At 73.5% G+C, this 17,061-nt stretch carries 18 protein-coding genes and 1 tRNA gene; 10 read left to right on the plus strand and 9 right to left on the minus strand.

Translation table 11 applies throughout. From position 1 onward, the window contains the following. Nucleotides 1-182 precede the first annotated feature (182 nt). The 3 genes from C1A33_RS26055 to C1A33_RS26065 all read right to left on the minus strand — a co-directional run bounded on the left by C1A33_RS26055 (nt 183) and on the right by C1A33_RS26065 (nt 1,915). Complete coding sequence (locus C1A33_RS26055; protein ID WP_243407961.1) at nt 183-695, minus strand: potassium channel family protein; 513 nt, start codon at nt 693-695, stop codon at nt 183-185. A gap of 102 nt (nt 696-797) precedes the next feature. Continuing rightward, on the minus strand, nt 798-1,097 hold the full coding sequence (locus C1A33_RS26060; RefSeq protein WP_101834184.1) for a DUF4193 family protein: 300 nt from the start codon (nt 1,095-1,097) through the stop codon (nt 798-800). Nucleotides 1,098-1,525: 428 nt separating this feature from the next. Next, entirely contained in the window at nt 1,526-1,915 is a 390-nt protein-coding gene (locus tag C1A33_RS26065) for a GroES family chaperonin (RefSeq protein ID WP_101834186.1), read from the minus strand. A 437-nt stretch (nt 1,916-2,352) separates the two neighbouring features. Between C1A33_RS26065 and C1A33_RS26070 the strand changes: the two genes are divergently transcribed. From C1A33_RS26070 to C1A33_RS26085, 4 genes are all read left to right on the plus strand, one after another. Then, nucleotides 2,353-3,018 carry a hypothetical protein gene (locus tag C1A33_RS26070; protein WP_101834188.1) on the plus strand — a complete coding sequence of 222 codons (666 nt, stop codon included), beginning with the start codon at nt 2,353-2,355 and terminating at the stop codon, nt 3,016-3,018. Nucleotides 3,019-3,252: 234 nt separating this feature from the next. Next, nucleotides 3,253-5,544, plus strand: coding sequence for a hypothetical protein (locus tag C1A33_RS33875; RefSeq protein ID WP_115538017.1), 2,292 nt, complete (start codon nt 3,253-3,255; stop codon nt 5,542-5,544). Nucleotides 5,545-5,787: 243 nt separating this feature from the next. Next, on the plus strand, nt 5,788-6,234 hold the full coding sequence (locus tag C1A33_RS26080; protein ID WP_101834190.1) for an ATP-binding protein: 447 nt from the start codon (nt 5,788-5,790) through the stop codon (nt 6,232-6,234). 124 nt (nt 6,235-6,358) lie between these two features. Next, entirely contained in the window at nt 6,359-7,588 is a 1,230-nt protein-coding gene (locus tag C1A33_RS26085; RefSeq protein WP_165818596.1) for a lysylphosphatidylglycerol synthase transmembrane domain-containing protein, read from the plus strand. A gap of 51 nt (nt 7,589-7,639) precedes the next feature. Here C1A33_RS26085 and C1A33_RS26090 read toward each other — a convergent pair whose 3' ends face one another. Further along, nucleotides 7,640-8,215, minus strand: coding sequence for a histidine phosphatase family protein (locus C1A33_RS26090; protein ID WP_101834192.1), 576 nt, complete (start codon nt 8,213-8,215; stop codon nt 7,640-7,642). A gap of 26 nt (nt 8,216-8,241) precedes the next feature. Further along, nucleotides 8,242-8,640, minus strand: coding sequence for a DUF3618 domain-containing protein (locus C1A33_RS26095; RefSeq protein ID WP_101834208.1), 399 nt, complete (start codon nt 8,638-8,640; stop codon nt 8,242-8,244). Between the two features lie 354 nt (nt 8,641-8,994). Between C1A33_RS26095 and C1A33_RS26100 the strand changes: the two genes are divergently transcribed. The 5 genes from C1A33_RS26100 to bcp all read left to right on the plus strand — a co-directional run bounded on the left by C1A33_RS26100 (nt 8,995) and on the right by bcp (nt 13,203). Further along, nucleotides 8,995-10,089, plus strand: a complete 1,095-nt coding sequence (locus C1A33_RS26100) for a hypothetical protein (RefSeq protein ID WP_207770512.1) — start codon at nt 8,995-8,997, stop codon at nt 10,087-10,089. 217 nt (nt 10,090-10,306) lie between these two features. Next, complete coding sequence (locus C1A33_RS26110) at nt 10,307-11,101, plus strand: SCO family protein (RefSeq protein WP_101834195.1); 795 nt, start codon at nt 10,307-10,309, stop codon at nt 11,099-11,101. Next, nucleotides 11,098-11,637 (plus strand): MauE/DoxX family redox-associated membrane protein, encoded by a 540-nt coding sequence (locus tag C1A33_RS26115; RefSeq protein ID WP_101834196.1) that lies wholly within the window; start codon nt 11,098-11,100, stop codon nt 11,635-11,637. Before C1A33_RS26110 ends, C1A33_RS26115 begins: the two co-directional genes overlap by 4 nt. After that, nucleotides 11,621-12,532 carry a DsbA family protein gene (locus C1A33_RS26120; protein WP_243407962.1) on the plus strand — a complete coding sequence of 304 codons (912 nt, stop codon included), beginning with the start codon at nt 11,621-11,623 and terminating at the stop codon, nt 12,530-12,532. Before C1A33_RS26115 ends, C1A33_RS26120 begins: the two co-directional genes overlap by 17 nt. A 179-nt stretch (nt 12,533-12,711) precedes the next feature. Then, nucleotides 12,712-13,203, plus strand: a complete 492-nt coding sequence (gene bcp, locus C1A33_RS26125; protein WP_101834198.1) for a thioredoxin-dependent thiol peroxidase — start codon at nt 12,712-12,714, stop codon at nt 13,201-13,203. Here the strand turns inward: bcp and C1A33_RS26130 are convergent, their stop codons facing one another. Next, nucleotides 13,204-13,590, minus strand: coding sequence for a hypothetical protein (locus tag C1A33_RS26130; RefSeq protein ID WP_243407963.1), 387 nt, complete (start codon nt 13,588-13,590; stop codon nt 13,204-13,206). Between the two features lie 314 nt (nt 13,591-13,904). On the opposite strand from C1A33_RS26130, the gene C1A33_RS26135 reads away from it, so the two are divergent. Further along, nucleotides 13,905-13,985, plus strand: a tRNA-Leu gene (locus C1A33_RS26135). 297 nt (nt 13,986-14,282) lie between these two features. Here the strand turns inward: C1A33_RS26135 and C1A33_RS26140 are convergent. The 3 genes from C1A33_RS26140 to C1A33_RS26150 all read right to left on the minus strand — a co-directional run bounded on the left by C1A33_RS26140 (nt 14,283) and on the right by C1A33_RS26150 (nt 17,035). Beyond that, nucleotides 14,283-14,642 (minus strand): hypothetical protein, encoded by a 360-nt coding sequence (locus tag C1A33_RS26140; RefSeq protein WP_101834200.1) that lies wholly within the window; start codon nt 14,640-14,642, stop codon nt 14,283-14,285. A gap of 254 nt (nt 14,643-14,896) precedes the next feature. After that, the gene (locus tag C1A33_RS26145) at nt 14,897-16,357 is read right to left on the minus strand and encodes an AAA family ATPase (RefSeq protein WP_101834202.1); all 1,461 of its coding nucleotides are present in this window, start codon (nt 16,355-16,357) and stop codon (nt 14,897-14,899) included. 231 nt (nt 16,358-16,588) lie between these two features. After that, nucleotides 16,589-17,035, minus strand: a complete 447-nt coding sequence (locus tag C1A33_RS26150; RefSeq protein ID WP_207770513.1) for a winged helix-turn-helix transcriptional regulator — start codon at nt 17,033-17,035, stop codon at nt 16,589-16,591. Nucleotides 17,036-17,061: the final 26 nt, after the last annotated feature.

The raw sequence follows: 17,061 nt of genomic DNA on the forward strand, positions 1-17,061 counted from the left end.
GTAGTGGTACAGGTACTTGGACGCGGGAGCAACCCGCGGTGACGGCTACGTGACCCTGAGAAGCCGGCCGCCGCGTGGTCACCGAGGGCGGCTCCGGACGACTCGCCACACACGTCCGTCGATCGCGGGACACCCCGGCCGGGATCCGGGCCGCACGCGCCGACGTCCCGCGCGGTGGGCGGTCAGGCCGGCGAGCGCGGGCCGGTGGCCCGCAGGACCGACCCGGCCGTGGCGACGAACAACACGTCGAAGCCCATCTGGAGGGTGACGACGACCCTGGCGGTCTGGCCCACGGCCCGGATGTCGCCGAATCCGACCGTCGTCAGCACCGTCACCGTGAAGTAGAGGGCGTCGGTCCGGGTGCGGATTCCCGCCATCTCCTGGCCGTAATACGCGAGGGAGTAATAGGTGGTGGCGAACAGCACCACCGTCACGCAGATCCCGGCGAACAGCCAGGCGGAGCGAGAGCGCGCGGACGTCTCCCGCCGCCCGGCCGCCACCTGGCGAACGAACAGCCAGCCCAGCAGGGCAAGCCCGGCCACCAGACCGAAGATCCGCAGGCCGAGCGCGAAGCCCCCCGGCGCGTGGCGCAACGGCAGGCAGTAGTACACGACCAGCACGGCGGCGAGCGTTGCCAGCGCGGCGGCGACGCGCCGTCCCGTACTCGCCCTCGAGCGGGCCTCGCCCACAGCCACGGGCTCCGGGCCGGGCGGCGGGGCGCCTGTCACGGGGCCCGCCCGGTCAGACCGACCCGGCCGCGCGCCGCCGACACCCCGGCCGCCGATCGCCCGTGCCCGTCAGGCCGCGCAGTCCGAGCAGACCACGCGGCGCGGGTCCGCGAGCTGGCTGCGGTGCTGCACCAGGAAGCAGCTGGTGCAGGTGAACTCGTCGGCCTGCCGTGGCAGGACGCGCAGCGAGAGCTCCTCGTCGCGCACATCCGCGTCGGGCAGGTCGAGCTCGGCCTCGAGGGCGTCCATGTCGTCCCCGAGATCGGCCGCCGCACCGGCACGCTGCGCCTTCAGGTTCTCCAGGCTCTGCTCCTGAAGCTCGTCCTCCTCGACATCCGCGTTTCGCCGAGCGTCGAAGTCACGCGCCATGCGTCCCCTTCCCCTTCCCTTTCCCTACCGTCGCTCGCCCACTGGCTGACTCCACCGATGGGTACCGGGTACCACCGAACACGGGGGGCCATTCAACACGGCACCCCAGGACATCGGTCGGCCACGGTACGCAAGAACCCCGAAAATAGGGGATGCCGCGCCTTATGTCCGCATTTCCTGGCGCCTCCGCCACAGCCAAGGGTCCCGGCCGAACGCGGATCACCAAAGCCGAGCAGAGGATACGGGCCACAACCGCGTCAGGCCAGACAGGTGACCGGTCGGCGCGGTGTCTCTCCCACCACATTCACGACCGGACGCCACGACCCGGGCGGGTCGCCCGTTTGTCGATCGATGCGGCACCGTACACCATTCGGCCACGGGGGTGGCACCGGGTGGTCAGGTGAGCGGTGCCCCAGGCACCGGGCGGGTCAGAGGTAGAGGCCGGTGAGGCCGTCGTCGAGCCGCTCGGCCGCGACGGCGTGCACGTCCCGCTCGCGCAGCAGGACGTAGGTCGTCGAATGCAGCTCCACCTCGGCCCGGTCCTCCGGGTCGAACAGCACCCGGTCACCCACCTGGATGGTGCGCACCGCGGTGCCGACCGCCACGACGTCGGCCCAGGACAGCCGCTTGCCCATGTGCGCGGTCGGCGGAATGACGATGCCCGCCTTGGAGCGGCGATCCACCGCGTCCTCACGGGGTTCGACCAGCACACGGTCGTGCAGAAGCCGGATCGGCAGGCCGCCAGCCTGGGTCACGCCTACCGCCGTGCCCATGCCGCTGACCCCACTGCCGTTGACACCGCCGGACACAACGCTCACAGGATCGGACACTACCCGCCCGGACCGGGGCCCGGGGCACCCCCTCGCCCGCCGCTCGTCTCCCGTCCCGGCCCACCCCGACGGCGTGGTCCGGCCAGCCGGATGCCGAGCCCCCCGGGCACCGTCACCCACACGGCCGACCATGGCCGCATGTCAGGGGAACGTCACCCGACACAGCGGATCCACCCGCACGGGCCGCTCGCCTGACGGCCCGTCATGAGCCGGTACCGAATCCGCCAACCGCCACATAACCAGCAGAGCTCGCAGAGTGCACTCAACCTCCCCGGAGGGGGAATGCTGTCCCAACGGGGTATAAGCTGCCGCCCATCGCTGCCCGGGCTGGCGCTGACGGGTGGCGTGCCGTGGCACCTCTCGATCGTCCGTTGGCGCCCAGGTAACCGTCGGCACGTAACGAACCTCAGGGATGGGGCACCACCATGGCATTGCGCATCAGTGTCGATCTGGATGGTCTGCGCTGGGCCGATCTGTTCCGCTTCGTCGACCTCGCCCGCAACGGCGGGATCAGCGCCGAGGACCAGGTCGACGTCATCACCTACGGCAGCGATCCGATGTCGGTCAGCCTCTCGGCGCGTATCTACCCGGCGTCGGAGGGCTTTCTGTCCACGGATCAGTCGGAGGCGGCGGGTGAGGCCATGCGCAGTGCCCCCCTGTCCATCGCACCGGGCGCGACCAGCCCGAACGGCTCCTCCTTCGGGTACGACAGCGGCGCGGCCGAGCGCCCGCCATCCCCGAACGGCAGTCACTACCCGGCGTTCGACAGCGGCCAGGAGCGTCCCGCCGCGCCAGTAGCCCCCAGCATGCCGCCCTACGGACCGGGCTATGACGCGCCGGGCGACCGAGGTCTCCCGCCGAACGGCGCCGGGCACTACCCCGCCTTCGACGGGCAGCAGGACCGGATGCCGCCGGGCGCCGGCGGCCAGTTCGCGGGCTTCGAGCCGTTCGACCGCTCTGCGACAGGCAAGGAGCCGCAAGGTGCCCCCGGAGGGGTCGAAAGTCCCTACATCGAGGAGTTCGCGCGCCTGCAGGAGGGGCTCATGCGCCAGGTGCGCCGCACCGACGAGGTCCGGCCGGACCGCTCCTGATCAGCGGTTGGCACTCGACCGTCCCCACCGCGGCCGCCGCCAGTCCGCCGGCGTGGCGACGCGGTCGGCGCGCGCCCGATCCGGCCCCACCCTCACCACAGGTGAGGAATGCGGGACCCTGAGCCTCGTTGACATCCCGCGCACGGACGCGGAACGTGAGAAGGCCGTGACGGCTCCCTCCTTGGTTCTACGCCGTTCGCACCCCGTCGCCCGCTATGGTGCATGCTGCCTGTGATGGACGATCCGCGCCTTGCTGACGTCGAGCAATATCACGGGCGACTACGCTCGGAGCTCGACGTCATTGCGCGTGGGCCGGTCCTGGTCGGCCCGAAGATCATCGAACACATTTATTCACTGATCACGCTTATAGATCTGCATCAGCCGAATGAGTTCGACCTCTGCCTGAGCTGCGACCGGCTCTGGCCCTGTGCCTCGATCGTCGCCATCACCGGAATCTCGCCGGACGCGCCCGACAGCGACGAGGACGTCGAGGGTGACGGCCGCCCCCTGCCCGGCGCGGAACAGGACCTCCCGGCATCGCGGCTCGCCCCCATGCCCCCGCCCAAGGCGCGCATCCTGCCGCTGCCCGTCGCCGAATCGGCTCCATCCCCGCTGGCCGCCAGCGACGGCGCGGGCTCTCCCGACGAAGCTCGCTACGGCGACATCCGCGCCGAGGACCCCCGTCCCACCCAGGCCCACCTCGCCGACCCGCGGCCAGCCGACCCGACGTTCGACAACCAGCGCCAGATCGACCCCCGTCATAGCCCCCGGTACGACGACGCGCGGCCCACGGACACACGGCCCGCCGGCCCGCGGTACGACGAACCCCGGTACGGCGACGCCCGGTACGACGACGCGCGGCCCACGGACACACGGCCCGCCGAACACCGGTACGACGAGGCCCGGTACGACGACAGAGCGCGCTACGACACCGCCGCCCGGTACGACGAGGCAGGGCTGCACGACACGGCGGGGCGGCAGGACGAGCGCCGCCGCGACGATCCGCGACACGACGACGGCGCGGTCGACGGAACCCGTCGCGACCAGCGGCGCCCGGTGGACCCACCCGATCCCGCCGCGGCCCCCCAGCCGCGCTACCCGGCACCGCAGACGCCGGCCGCGGCGCACGTTCCGACCGGCCCGGCGATTCCCTCGCACATCTCCATGAAACAGGGCATTCCGCCCCAGCCGCAGCCGCCCGCCCACGTTCCTCCCCACGTGCCCGCCGCGGCGCACAACGGCGCCGGACCGCAGGGCGCCGGACCGCAGGGCGCCGGACCGCAGGGCGCCGGACCGCAGGGCCCGCCCCGGGCACCTGCCGGGGCGGGCACGCCGCGTTCCACCGGGGCCGTGCCCCGGCTGCCCTCGGTCACCCCGCCGACCGGGCGGCCGGCGGCCGCACCGGACGAGCGTCCCGCGGGCCGGCCCGCCGCGCCCGATGCCGCCCGTCCGGCGGGTGCGCCGCCGACCGACGCCCCCCGCCATCCGGCCGGCCCGCCGCAGGGGCCGCCGCCCGGCTATGCCCCGGCCGCCGCGAACATCGCCGGCGGCCCGGGCACCCAGGCCCGTCCGTCCGCTGGTCAACCACGGGCCACGGGCGCATACCCGATCGCCGGGGAGTCCGGCCGGGAGCGTCCCGTCTCCGCGGGCGCCGGGTTGCCGGGACTCTCACCGCCCGGCATGCCACCGACGCGCCCCGCGGGCGCCGGGGATGTTCCCCCGCGTCCGACCGGCGCGCATCCCCGGATACCGGCCGCCGATCCGGCGGCGGCCGACGGCCGGCGCGGGCATGGCCAGCCCGATCCGGCCATGCCGGCGCCGTCGCTGGACCGCGGCGCGCCGCCCCGGTACCCGGACGGCACGGCGGTGCCCGCGTCCCGGCCGGTGCCGCCGATCTCCGGGCCGGTCGAGCTCGCGGCCCAGGCCGACCTGGCCGCGGTGCGCGCCGGCGAGGGCTGGCCAGGACAGCGGTATCCGGGCGACGCCGCGGCGCGGACCGGCGGCCCCGACGGCCGGGGGATGGGGCCGGGCGGCAGCAGTGCCGACGCCCCGTTCGCGGGCAACGGCGGCCCGCCCGGATGGCCGGGCCGAGGCGGGGCGGGCGACGGCGCCCGTGCCGCCGAGCGAGCTGGCCCGCCCGCCGGGGCGGCGCCGGTGGGAGGCCGGTCACCGTACTCGCCGTCCCAGGCGGAGCGAGCCGCCGCGGCGCCGGACGATCGACGCGGCGGGCACGACCCGCGGACCGGGGCGGCGCACCCCGGGCGTGGTCCGATCGGGACACATGGTTCCGGCGTCCCGAACGCGCCGCGCCGCGCCGCGGACCAGCGTCCGCCCGGCGGCCCGTCCCACGCTGAGCCGGCGCGCCGCCCGGCGCCGCATCCCGACGACCTCACCATGCCCGCGCAGCCCGCCAACAACGGCCTGTCGCCGGCCGCGGCCCGCATCGAGCAGGGACAGGTCGACGAGGTCACCCAGGCATGGCTGGCACGCCGGGGGTCCGTCCTGGACGGCATCGACGTCATCTGACGCACGATGGGCGGCGCGGGGACGCCAGGAGGTCCCCCCGCCCGCGGCGCGTCGCGGCGGCGGACGGCACCGGGCGCGGTATCCAGGGGCGGCACCGGGTCGCGGGGCCGAGCCGCGGCCACAGGCGTACAGGTTTGAGGCGCCGGGCGATGTGGCAGGTACGCGACGCCGGGCACCTCGCCCGGCGTGAGGACGACATCGGACTATCGAGGTCGTCCCGTTCGATCCCACGGAAGGTGAGGCGTGGCCGGAGCACTGACCGCGCGCTTCGACCTGCCCGCCGACCCCCGCGCCGCCGGCTGGGCCCGCCGCCTGGTCGCCGAACTGCTCGCCGCCTGGAACCGCGCCGAGACCATCGAGGTCGCGCAGCTTCTCGTCAGCGAGGTCGTGACGAACGCCGTGCGCTTCATCGGGGATCGCGGCGCCCTGTGCCTGACCGTCGCCCTGCGGATCGATCGGATCCGCATCACGGTCGACGACGGGAGCTCGCTGCGTCCGGCGCTGAGGCCGGCGGGCGAGGACGACGAGTCCGGGCGGGGCATGCATCTTGTCGCCGCGCTGGCCCTGCAGTGGGGTGTGGACGACGTCCAGGACGACCAGCGCCCGGGCAAACAGGTCTGGTTCGACCTGCCCCGCCAGCCCGACCCGCCGCGGCAGGAGGGCTCGTTGGAGGCGGCATGCGGCTCCTGACCGGCGCGGCGCCCGACCAGGCCGGTCGGCGTGCGGCCGCCCCGGGCCTTGTGACCAGCGATTTGACCGGAACGCAGGTCACGGACGGGCAGCGGACAGCTCGCGACCGCGCCCGCTTCAGGCGTTGTTCAGGCAACTCGCGTACCGTGACACGCGTCTCCTTCTCCATGAGCGTGACCACGGCTGCGGTCCAACGGGGGTTGTCATCGAGATCCTGGTCCTGCTCGACGCGGACAGTCCGCCCGCCCCGGCCATGACGGCCCAGGAGTCCCCGGCAGCACAGGTCCCGCGCTCGGCGGCCCTGCGGGCCGCCCCGGTCATCCCGGGTACCGCGGTCGCCGTCGTCGAGGCCGATCAGCATCACCATGTCTTCGCCGAGCCGCTGGCGGTCGCCGGCGGTCGGGGGCGATCCCGGCGGCGCTCCGCCCTGTTCGCCGTCGCCGTCGCGGCCCTGTTCGTCGTCCTGGTGGTGCGTTTTCGCGGGGACGCCGCCTCCCGCCTGTCCGGCGTGCCCGCGCCGCGCTGGCACTGGCTGGCCGCGTGCGCCGGGTGCACCGTGGTGTTCTACATCGCCAACGGGCTCTCGATGCGGGCGGCGAGCGGGCTGCGCCTGGAGTTGCGGACGGTGACGGGCGTCCAGGTGGCGGCCGCCGCGACGAACCGGATCGTGCCGGCCGGCCTCGGCGCGATCGCCATCCACCTGCGGTACCTGCAGAAACAGGGCATGACCCGGCCGGCGGCGCTGGCGGCGATCGCCTCGATCAAGGGCGCCGGGGCGGTGTCCCACCTGCTCGGCCTGGTGATCGTCGCGGGGACGCTCAGCGGCACCGGGATCGGGGCGGCCGTGATCAGCCCGGTGCGTTCCACCATCCACGACGTCGGCGCGGGGCCGTGCGTGATCGTCTGCGTGATCGTCGCGGCGGCGGTCACCGGCACCGTGGCGCATCCGCGGGTGCGGGCCGTGGCGCGGCCAGCGGTCCGGGTCTTCCGCGGCCACCTGTCGGTGCTCGCGCACTCGCCGGGCCGCGCGACGATGCTGCTGCTGTCCCAGGCGGCCACCCGGCTCACCCAGATCCTGGCACTCGCCTGCACCGTGTGGGCGTTCGGCGGCGATGTCACCTTCATGTCCGTGGCCACCGTCTACCTGGTCGGTTCCATGGTGGCGGGGGCCGCGCCGACCGCCGGCGGAGTCGGCGCGCTGGAGCCGGCGCTGGCCTTCGGGCTGGCGGCGGCGGGCGGTACGGCGGCGGTCATGCTCGCCGCGGTCCTCGTCTACCGGGTGATCACCTTCTGGCTGCCGGTCATCCCCGGCGTGGTCGCCCTCGCGGGTCTGCGCCGGTCCGGCAACCTCTGAGCCTTCGCCCAGCGAGCCCGCCGTCCCGGTGCCCGCCGCCGGCGGGCTCGCTCAGGCCGGCAGGTTGAGGGCCTCGACGACGGGCGTCTCATGCTCGTGGCCGAGGACCGACAGGCCGCCGGCCGCCAGCGTCAGACAGGCACCGGCGCGCGGCGGCAGGCCGAGCCAGCGGGCGATGAGCACCCGCAGCATATGGCCGTGCCCGACCAGCGCCACGTCGGCACCGGCCAGCCGGGGGCGCAGCCGGTCGAGTACCGCGTCGGCGCGCGCCGCGACCTGCTGCGCGGTCTCCCCACCGGGAACCGGGGCGTCCCAGACCGTCCAGCCCGGCACCGACTCACGGATCGTCGCGGTCGTGATCCCCTCGTATTCGCCGTAGTCCCACTCGGCCAGCTCGTCCCAGACGACCCGCTCCCCCACCGTCGGCACGACCAGTCCGGCGAGGTCGGCGGTGCGCCGGGCGCGCACGCGCGGGCTCGTCACCACCAGCGGGAACGACCACGACGCCAGCCGCGCCGCCTGCCCGGCCGCCTGCCGCTCGCCCTCCGGCGTCAGCGGCACGTCGGTGCGGCCGGTGTGCCGGCCGTCGCGGCTCCACGCCGTCTGCCCGTGGCGCAGCAGCACCATCCGTCCGCGCGGGACGTCCGCGCCCGTCAACGCCGCGCGGAGCGGCGCCGCCGGCGGCGTACCCCGCCGGCGAACAGCAGCAGGCCGCCGCCGACCAGCGCCACCCGGTCCCAGCGCACGACCCGCACCACCGCCGCGCCCCCGCCCGGCGCCACCCCAGCGGACCCGTACGCGCCGAGGGGCCCCTCGGCTCCGGCGAGCCCGTCCGCTACGGCTGGCAGGGCCGGGGCCCCGGAACCAGGACCGATGCCCAGCGCCGGGCCGTAGCGCGCGCGCAGCTCCGCGGTGCGCACGCGCAGCTGGTCCTGGGCGCGCTCCGCGATCCGGCGCGGGCTGACAATCTCCGCGATGGCGTCGATCGTGTCGGCCAGCTCGGCGCGGGTCTCCTCGATCTGCCGCTGAATCACGGCCGGGTCCTGCGGCACGGATCTCGCCCTCTCGTCCGGTGCGGATGGCGGCCACGCGGTACGCGACACGACGTCGACCACCTCGACGCCGCGCCGCGGACGCCCCACATCGGGTGCGGCCAGCCTGCTCCGATCGTGCCAGACCGACCACCCCCCGGCGAGGTGAAACGTCGCGCGGATCGCGCGGACATACCTCTCAGGGCCACCCGGATCACCGCCCCGCCCAGCTCACGCCGGCCCCCACCGCGGACGGCGACCAGCTCGGCGCGGCCGGAGCGGGCGGTCGGCGTGCCCGGATCGGGCCGGTCGGCACCACCGTGACGGGCCGGTCGCACCGACGGCGGCGGGACGGCGGACATTACGCTGAGGTCCGTGCATGCCAGCCGGTGGAACCCCGAGCGTCGGGCGGCCGTCGCGCGCGCGGCGCTGGCCGGCGTGGCGTTCGCGATCCCGGCCGTAGGGCTCGCGCTGCTGGCCCACGCACCGTTCGCCGGCCCGGCGCCCTCGGCGCGGGTGCTGGCCGCGGTCACGGCGGCGGCCCTGCTGCTCGCCGCCATCGGCGAGGTCGTCCACCTGTCGCTGACCACCCGTCGCTCGCCGGCCACGAGTCGCCACACGTCACACGCGACCCGCCGGACATCGCACCCGGTCCGCCGGACATCGCACCCGGTCCGCCGGCCGCCGCGCGCGGGTCACCACGCGTCGGCGCCCGCGCCGCGGCGGATCGGCGGTCCGCGGTCGTTCGGCGGGCTGCTGGCCGTGCAGGCCCTGCTGCACGGCGCCCTCGCTCTCAGCGCGAGCGGTGGGACCGGGCCGGCCGGGCTCGCGCGCGGCCGCCCGGGCGCGGGTCTGCTCGCCGACATCCTGCTCTGCCACGACCGCATCCCCGCGCCGGGCATGACGGGTGCCGCCGCGGCGGCCCTGCGCCGCGCGGATGCGCCGGCCGCCCTGTCCGCGCGTTTCGACCTGGGCCTGGCACGGGTCGATCCGGCGCTGCTGGCCGCCGCTCGCCGGCTCGCCGCCCAGCGGGCCACCGGCTCCGTCGGCGGCCACGGCGCGGCGGCCCTGGCGGCCGGGGCCACGCCGGGACCCATCGCGGGGGCCGTGTCCAGGGATGCGACCGGACCGATGCCAGGGCACGCGCCGGCGTCGGCCGTGGCCCTGGCCGCCGCCATGCCGCTGGCCCACGCCGTGGCCGCAGCTCTCACCCTGTGGTGGGTCCGCCGGGGGGCACGGGTGCTCGACGCGGCCAGCCGGCTGCTGACCTGGCGGCCCCGTGGGGCACGGGTGCCGGGCATCATGCCGGCGCCGGCCGCCGGCGTCGTTCGTCCCCGACGGGCCGACCCGATCGCCCGCCCCCGGCTGGGCCTGCTGCGCCACGCCGTCGCCCGCCGCGGGCCGCCCGCCGGCGCGGCGGTTCCAGCGTCACGTCACCGGGCGCCCTCCAGGCCGCTCGTCGCGGCCTGACCCGTCCCGCCGGCCGATCGCCGGCGCGGCAGCCGGGATCGCCCGCGGCGGCCGAGCGGATCGGGCCCCGGCTCCCGAGGCTTGCGCGCCGAGCGTCTCCTTACCGTCGATCGCGTCCCCTGACCGGTCCGTCCCCGGACCGCAGCGGGTTCGGGCGACGTCCCCGAGGCGGTCGGCGATCTCCGCGCGCACCCGTCGCGCCTGCTCCTGGAGCGTCATGTCCCAGATCACAGGCTGCCGCCAGGCAGCCGCCACCCGGCTCCGCCGGACACCCGCCCGCCGCCCGTCGCCCACGTTCCGCCCGTCGCCCGCGGACCGACCCGATCACTCGCCCCGCCGCGCCGGACGCCGCCTCGGCCTGGTCGGTGTCCTCCTCGCCGTCACGTCCATGCTGGTCGGCGCATGCGCCGGGTCCGGCACCGACGACGGCGTCACCATCGTCGACGGCGGGAACACCGGCGACAACGGGCTGCACGGCGTCGTCCCGGCCGACCGCCAGGCCGAGCCCACCCTCAACACGCTGACCGATGTCAACGGTGCCCCGTTCGACCTGCGCGCCCGCACCAAGGGCAAGATCACCATGCTGTTCTTCGGGTACACGAACTGCCCGGACGTCTGCCCGACGACCATGGCCGACCTCGCGGCCGCGCTCAGCGAGGTCAAACCCGACGTCCGGCGGCAAATCGCGGTCGTGTTCGTGACGACCGATCCGGATCGGGATACCGGACCGGTTCTCACTCGTTGGCTTAGACAGTTCGACGCGAGCTTCATCGGAGTCCGTGGGTCGTTCGACCAGATCCAGGCCGACGCCGAGTCCCTCGGCGTTCCGCTGGAGAAGCCGGAGGTCCAGGCCGACGGCTCGATTCAGGTCGCCCACGGGTCCCAGGTGATCGTTTTCTCCCGCGACGATCGGGTCCGTGTGCTGTACCTGGCGGGCACGAGTGTCCAGAACTACATCGACGACCTGCCCACGCTGACCGCCGAGCGGTCCGGACCGGAACCACGGACATGAACACCCTTGCCTATCGCCTCAGCGCGCCGACACAGCCGGCCAGCCGTGCCGTCTCCACGGCGCTACGGCTCGTGCTCGGCGCCGTCTGGCTGGCCGCCGGGCTACTCAAGATCAATGATCCCGAGGGCATGGTGCGCTCGATACGCGCGTTCCGGATCCTCCCCGAGGCGCTGGTGCAGCCCGTCGCGTACGGCGTGCCGTTCCTGGAGATCGCGCTCGGCGTGCTGCTGGTCGCGGGCCTCGCCGTACGGGTGACGGCCCTGGTCTCAACGCTGATGTTCGCCCTCTACATCGCGGCGATCGCCTCGGCGGCGGCCCGCGGCCTGCGCATCGACTGCGGCTGCTTCTCCTCCGGCGGCGACCTGTCCGCAGGCGCCTCCACCCACTACACCTCCGAGCTCATCCGCGACAGCCTGCTGCTGGCCGTCGCGGCGGTGCTCGCCTGGCGGCCCGTCGGCTACCTCGCCGTGGACCGCCTCCTCGACAGACCGGTCGACGACCGTTTCGGGAGTGACGACGATGACCTCGAAGACTAGGTCCGGCGGCAGGAACGGCGGCCCCACCCGGGGCTCGGCGGGCCAGGCGCGGGCCGGCGCGGACCAGCCCGACACCGACGGATCGGACGTCCTGCGCAAGCCTGACGCGAGCGGCTCAGGCGGCGGATCCGGGTCGAAGGGCGGCTCCGGCTCCGGTGGCGGGCGGCCGGTCGACAAGCGGCGCAGCAGCGCCGACGAGCGGCGGGCGAAGGCGGCGGCGGCGCGGGCGGCCGAGGCGGCGCGGGAGCGGCGGCGGCGCAACTGGATCGTCGCCGGCGTGGTGGTCCTGGCGCTGCTCGTCGCCGGTGGCATCGGGTTCGCCGTGCAGAACTCGCGGGAGGAGTCCAAGCCCGTCGTCCTGCCGGCCGGGTCGACCGGGACCGACCACGGCATCGTCGTGGGCAAGGCCTCGGCCCCCGTCACCGTCGACATGTACGAGGACTTCCAGTGCCCCGCCTGCGAGGCCCTGGAGAAGCAGACCGGCTCGACCTTCCGCGGCCTGCTCGACGAGGGAAAGATCAAGATTGACTATCACATGATGTCGTTCCTGGGCCCCGAGTCGAAGCGGGCGGCGAACGCCTCGGCCGCGGCCGCGAACGAGGGGAAGTTCCGCCAGCTGCATGACGTCCTGTACGCCAACCAGCCCAAGGAGCACACCGGCGGATTCACCAACGCCACGCTCATCGAGCTCGGCGCCAAGGCCGGCCTGACCTCCCAGGCCTACAAGGACGCGGTGAACAACGGCACGTACGACGGCTACGTCGCCAAGGTCGACAGCGACGCGGGCAAGGCCGGCGTCACCGGCACCCCGACCGTGCTCATCAACGGCAGACAGCTCACCGGCGACCAGCTCACCCCAGACGGCTTCCGCGCCGCCGTCTCCGCCGCGAGCTGAGCCCGCCACACGCTGAGCCCGCCACACGCTGAATCCGCCACACGCTGAATCCGCCACACCACAGCTCGAATCCGCCACACCACACCTCGCGGGACGGCGGCCGGGTCTCGACCCGGCGGCGCCGTCCCGCGGGGAGGCGGTTTGCCGGGGCGCGCGCGGCCCGGCTAGCTTGTCGGGCCATGACTGAGACCGCCAGCGCCGCCCGTCTCGCCCCCGGCGACCCCGCCCCCGACTTCACCCTGCCCGACGCCGACGGCAAGGAGGTCGCGCTGTCGTCGTACCGGGGCCGGCGCGTCGTCGTCTACTTCTACCCGGCCGCGTCCACCCCCGGCTGCACGAAGCAGGCCTGCGACTTCCGCGACAACCTGGCCCTGCTCGGCGACGCCGGCATCGACGTGCTCGGGATCTCCCCGGACAAGCCGGCGAAGCTCGCGAAGTTCCGCGACAACCAGGCCCTGACGTTCCCGCTGCTGTCCGACCCGGATCGCGCGGTGCTCCAGGCCTACGGCGCCTTCGGCGAGAAGACGATGTACGGCAAGAAGACCGTCGGGGTCATCCGCTCGACGTTCGTGATCGGCGCCGACGGGGCGATCGAGGTCACGCAGTACAACGTCCGCGCGACGGGCCACGTCGCCAAGCTGCTGCGCGACCTCGACCTCGCCACCGCCTGACTAGCTCGCCGGGCGCAGGTCCCAGCGCAGGAGCACGTTGTCCGGACGGCCCGGATCGACGAGGACGGGGATGCGCCGGGGCCGGCCCGAGGAGGCGACGGCGGCCTCGGCGAGGTCGACGTCCGGCTCCGGCGCGACCGCGCTGCGGGTCACCGGGTACGGCTCCGCCCCCGGCCGGTCGACGAGCAGCCGCACCTCGGCGACGGCCCGCCCGTTGACCCGGGCACCGGTGTCGCGCAGCGTGTCGACGGTCGCGGTGGTCGCCTGACCGCTGTGGATGAGCGTGAGCGCCGCGTTGCGCTCCAGCAGCGCGCGCTCCGCGGTGCTCTCCGCGTCGCCGCCCGTGTCCGTGGCCGTGGGGGTGTCGGGGACCTCCATGGTCGTCATCTGCGTCGTCTCCCAGTCGTCCTCGCGCGAACCGGCGCACGGCCCACCCTGCCGCCCGGCGCCCCGCCGTGCGGGTCGGCCAGGCGACAGCAGCGCCGTCCCACCTGTCGGCTGGGCGACTGTGGGGCGGCTCTGTGGCCGACGGCACGAACCCTGCTGACGTGCGGTTACGTGTCCAGCGAACCGCCTCACAAACCTCGCCGGCGCAGTCAGAACGCATCCGGACCACCCTGGCCGCGCAGCGTGACACCCGATCGACGCTTCGGAGAACCAGCCCGTCAGTGAACCCTCGACGCTCGCTACTCTGGAGCCACGCGGGAGTGGCGGAATGGCAGACGCAGCAGGTTTAGGTCCTGCCGCCCTAGGGCGTGGGGGTTCAAATCCCCCCTCCCGCACTCAGGCTGTCCAGCAGGTGTCGACGGGGCCGCCGGCGTCGACCACCGCCACCCGCCGGCCACGGCAACAGCGGCACCATCACCCTGCGCGTCTACGCCCACCGCCCCAGCGAAGCCGACCGCCGCGCCGTCGCCAGACCTCGACAGGCCGTGCGTGAGCATCTACCGGCGTCCATCATTGCAGGTGACGGGCTCGGCGACGTCCACCGACATCCGTCCTACAACTGCCGTACGGCACTTCCTGCGCCAGGGGTTACAGGACGTCACAGGGGTGGCGTTGTGGCCAGGCGCACTCTGTCAGGACAGGACCCGTTGGACGGCCTCGAGGCTGGCTCCACCGTCGGAGTTGAACGCGATCTTGGCGGTCGGCACGGCGGCGTGCACGAGGTTGACCACGGCCTCGAAGAACTCCAGCAGTGGCTCGGGCTTGCGGATACCTCCGCCAATGACGACGGCATCCCAGGCCTGGCTGACCAACGCTTTCCTGATCTGGTCCAGCGCTGACTCGTCGAGTGGAACCAGAAGTTGCTCGGCGAGGTAACCAGCCTCCTGGACCCGCCCGAGGCCGTACGCGAGACCGCGTTCAATCGCTTGGACATCCACACCCGGCAGCGCATGTGGGTCAAGACCGACGATCAGGACATGAGTCGTAGGCACCTCAGTATGATAATGGGCTCTGCGGCCTGCGGGTCAGCGGTGCTGCGACACCCACCGGAACTCAAGCCCGCTACGCAAGGCCGAGCCACGGCCGAGCCATTGTAAGGGCCGTAGAGCGGCCACAGTTCGGCCGACGGACGTCGCGCTACTCGCGGGTCGTCAACTTTTCGAGGAGGATTGTGCCATTGCAGCCATGGACGCTCCGGGAGACCCCGTGGCCTGTGGCGCTGATGGCCTGATCCTCTCGCCGCCGGTCAGCCCGCGTACAGCTGGTCGAGGCCAATGAGTCGGACATCCCTCGGACCCTCGGATTCCAGGTCCGGGTGGAATCCCGCACCCGAGTAACAGGTGATGACCGTGTCACGGGTGTCAAAGCCCTTGGCTGTCAGCAGGTCGCGGGCGCGGCGCAGGCGCTCGGTGTGACGCCGGTCCATAACTCGGTCCCACTTCGTTTCCCCGAGGGAGAGGATCCTGCGCGGTTGTCCGTGTTCTGCCGGCGCAAGCACGGCGACATCGATCTGGATCTGAGTCTTCTTGGCGGGGTCGGCCACTACTCCCACTCCGACCTCGGCTGGCAGGCCGCCAAACACCACCGGGTCGGCCATGATCGCATAGTCCCGGCAGACGGTCTCGAAATGCGGGCCAACGATCTGGGAAAGGAATCGCGGCTGCGCGCTGGGCCAGATCGTCGCCGCGTCGCCGCGCTCCAGCCTTGTCCAGTCCCGACTCATCACCGCGTGATAAAAGCTGATCAGCGGCTCGGCTATCCTGTAGACCGCCCTCCCTGGCCTGAACAGGTCGGGCTCCCTGACCAGCAGCCGGGAGTCCTCCAGAACCCGCAGCGGGTGGGCTATCTCGTTGGCCTTCCTGCCGACATAGCTGGCGATGCCCCCACTGGTCGAGTTCCCCCCGGCGACGGCGGACAGCACGGAGTGATACAGCGATGAGTCGCGGATGTCGGTCTCCTCCGTGAGAAGATAGCGGGCTTCTCGGAACAGAGGGGTCTGCGGGTTCAGCACGGTCCTGATCATCCAGGCGTCGAAGTCGCCCAAGCCCGACGGGGCGTCGTCGCGGACGAATTCGCGACGGTAGGCGGGTGTTCCGCCGACCACGGAGTGCACGAGTACCGCGAGTGCCGGATCCGTGATGCCCCAGAACCGCGCGGCGTCCCGGTAGCCGAAGGGATGGACCAGCAGTTCGAGACCCGCGCGTCCGCGCAGCGGCGCCTGTCCGGACAGCAGTCCTCCCATGACGGACATCGCTGAGCCGCACAGCAGCAGGCGCGCGCTGCTGGCACCGCCGCTGCCGCCTGGCCCGAGCTCACGTTGGATGATCGACGGCAGCTCCGGCGACGCCTTGACCAGAAACGGGAACTCGTCGATCACGACTGGTACGGGGCGGCCGCTCGCGGCACGCAGAAGGAACGGGACGGCGTCCAGCCAGTCCCGGAAAGGTGGGACCGGGGCGCCGGTGAATCTGACGAGTTCATCGGCGAACAGCCGCAGCGAGACCGCCTCGGTCAGTTCCAGGGCGGGGAAGTAGATCCCGCCGGCGGCAGTGGCCAGCGCCTGGAGTAGATAGCTCTTGCCCTGCCGGCGCCGCCCGCTCACCACGCCGAGAGTCGCTCCCGGGCGAGCATCGGCCACGAAGGACGTCAGGCCTCGCCACTCGGCATGCCGATCGAACAGGTGAGTGGGCTTCGCAGGCACAGCCATCGTCCGACCCTTCAGATCGAAGTACGGTTGACCGAACTGTACTTGACCGAATCATGGTTCGTCGAAGTACGTTTCACAAATGGTGCAGCCCAGTCCGTCCAGGGCTCTGTGATCCGAGTGACCCTGCCGCCAGACGGACATTCGATGAACCGTGGTTGACCACCGTCCTCCGCAGCGCAACCGACCGAGCACCCGGCTCGTCCGACGGGGCCGGCGGACGAGGTCAAACGCTCAGTGGACCTGACCGAGCCGGACCAGGCGGGCGGAGCCGGGCGCCACGGGGGCGTGGCAGTGGCCGCAGGTCAGTTCCGGGCGCAGCTCGGCGCCACAGTCATGCTCGAACACCGTCGGCGGCGGGCCCGCGGTGACATACCGGTCCCCCCAGGCCATCAGCGCCAGCAGGATCGGCTGCAGCGCGCGGCCGGCGTCGGTCGCGACGTACTCGTAGCGCGGCGGATGCTCCTGGTAGAGCTCCTTCGCCAGCACACCGTGCTCGACGAGGGTGCGCAGCCGGGCGGCGAGGATGTCCCGGCTCGCCCCGGTGTTGCGGGCGATCTGGTCGAAGCGCCGCTCGCCGAGCATCACCTCGCGCAGCGCGAGCAGGCTCCACCGCTCCCCGACCACGCCCAGCGCTCCCGCGAGCGAGCACTCCCGCCCGCCACCCACCATGCCGATCATCCTTCCGCTCCCCGCCCCACCAGCTC

This window comes from Frankia canadensis (assembly GCF_900197875.1).
Classification (GTDB): Bacteria; Actinomycetota; Actinomycetes; order Frankiales; family Frankiaceae; genus Frankia; species Frankia canadensis.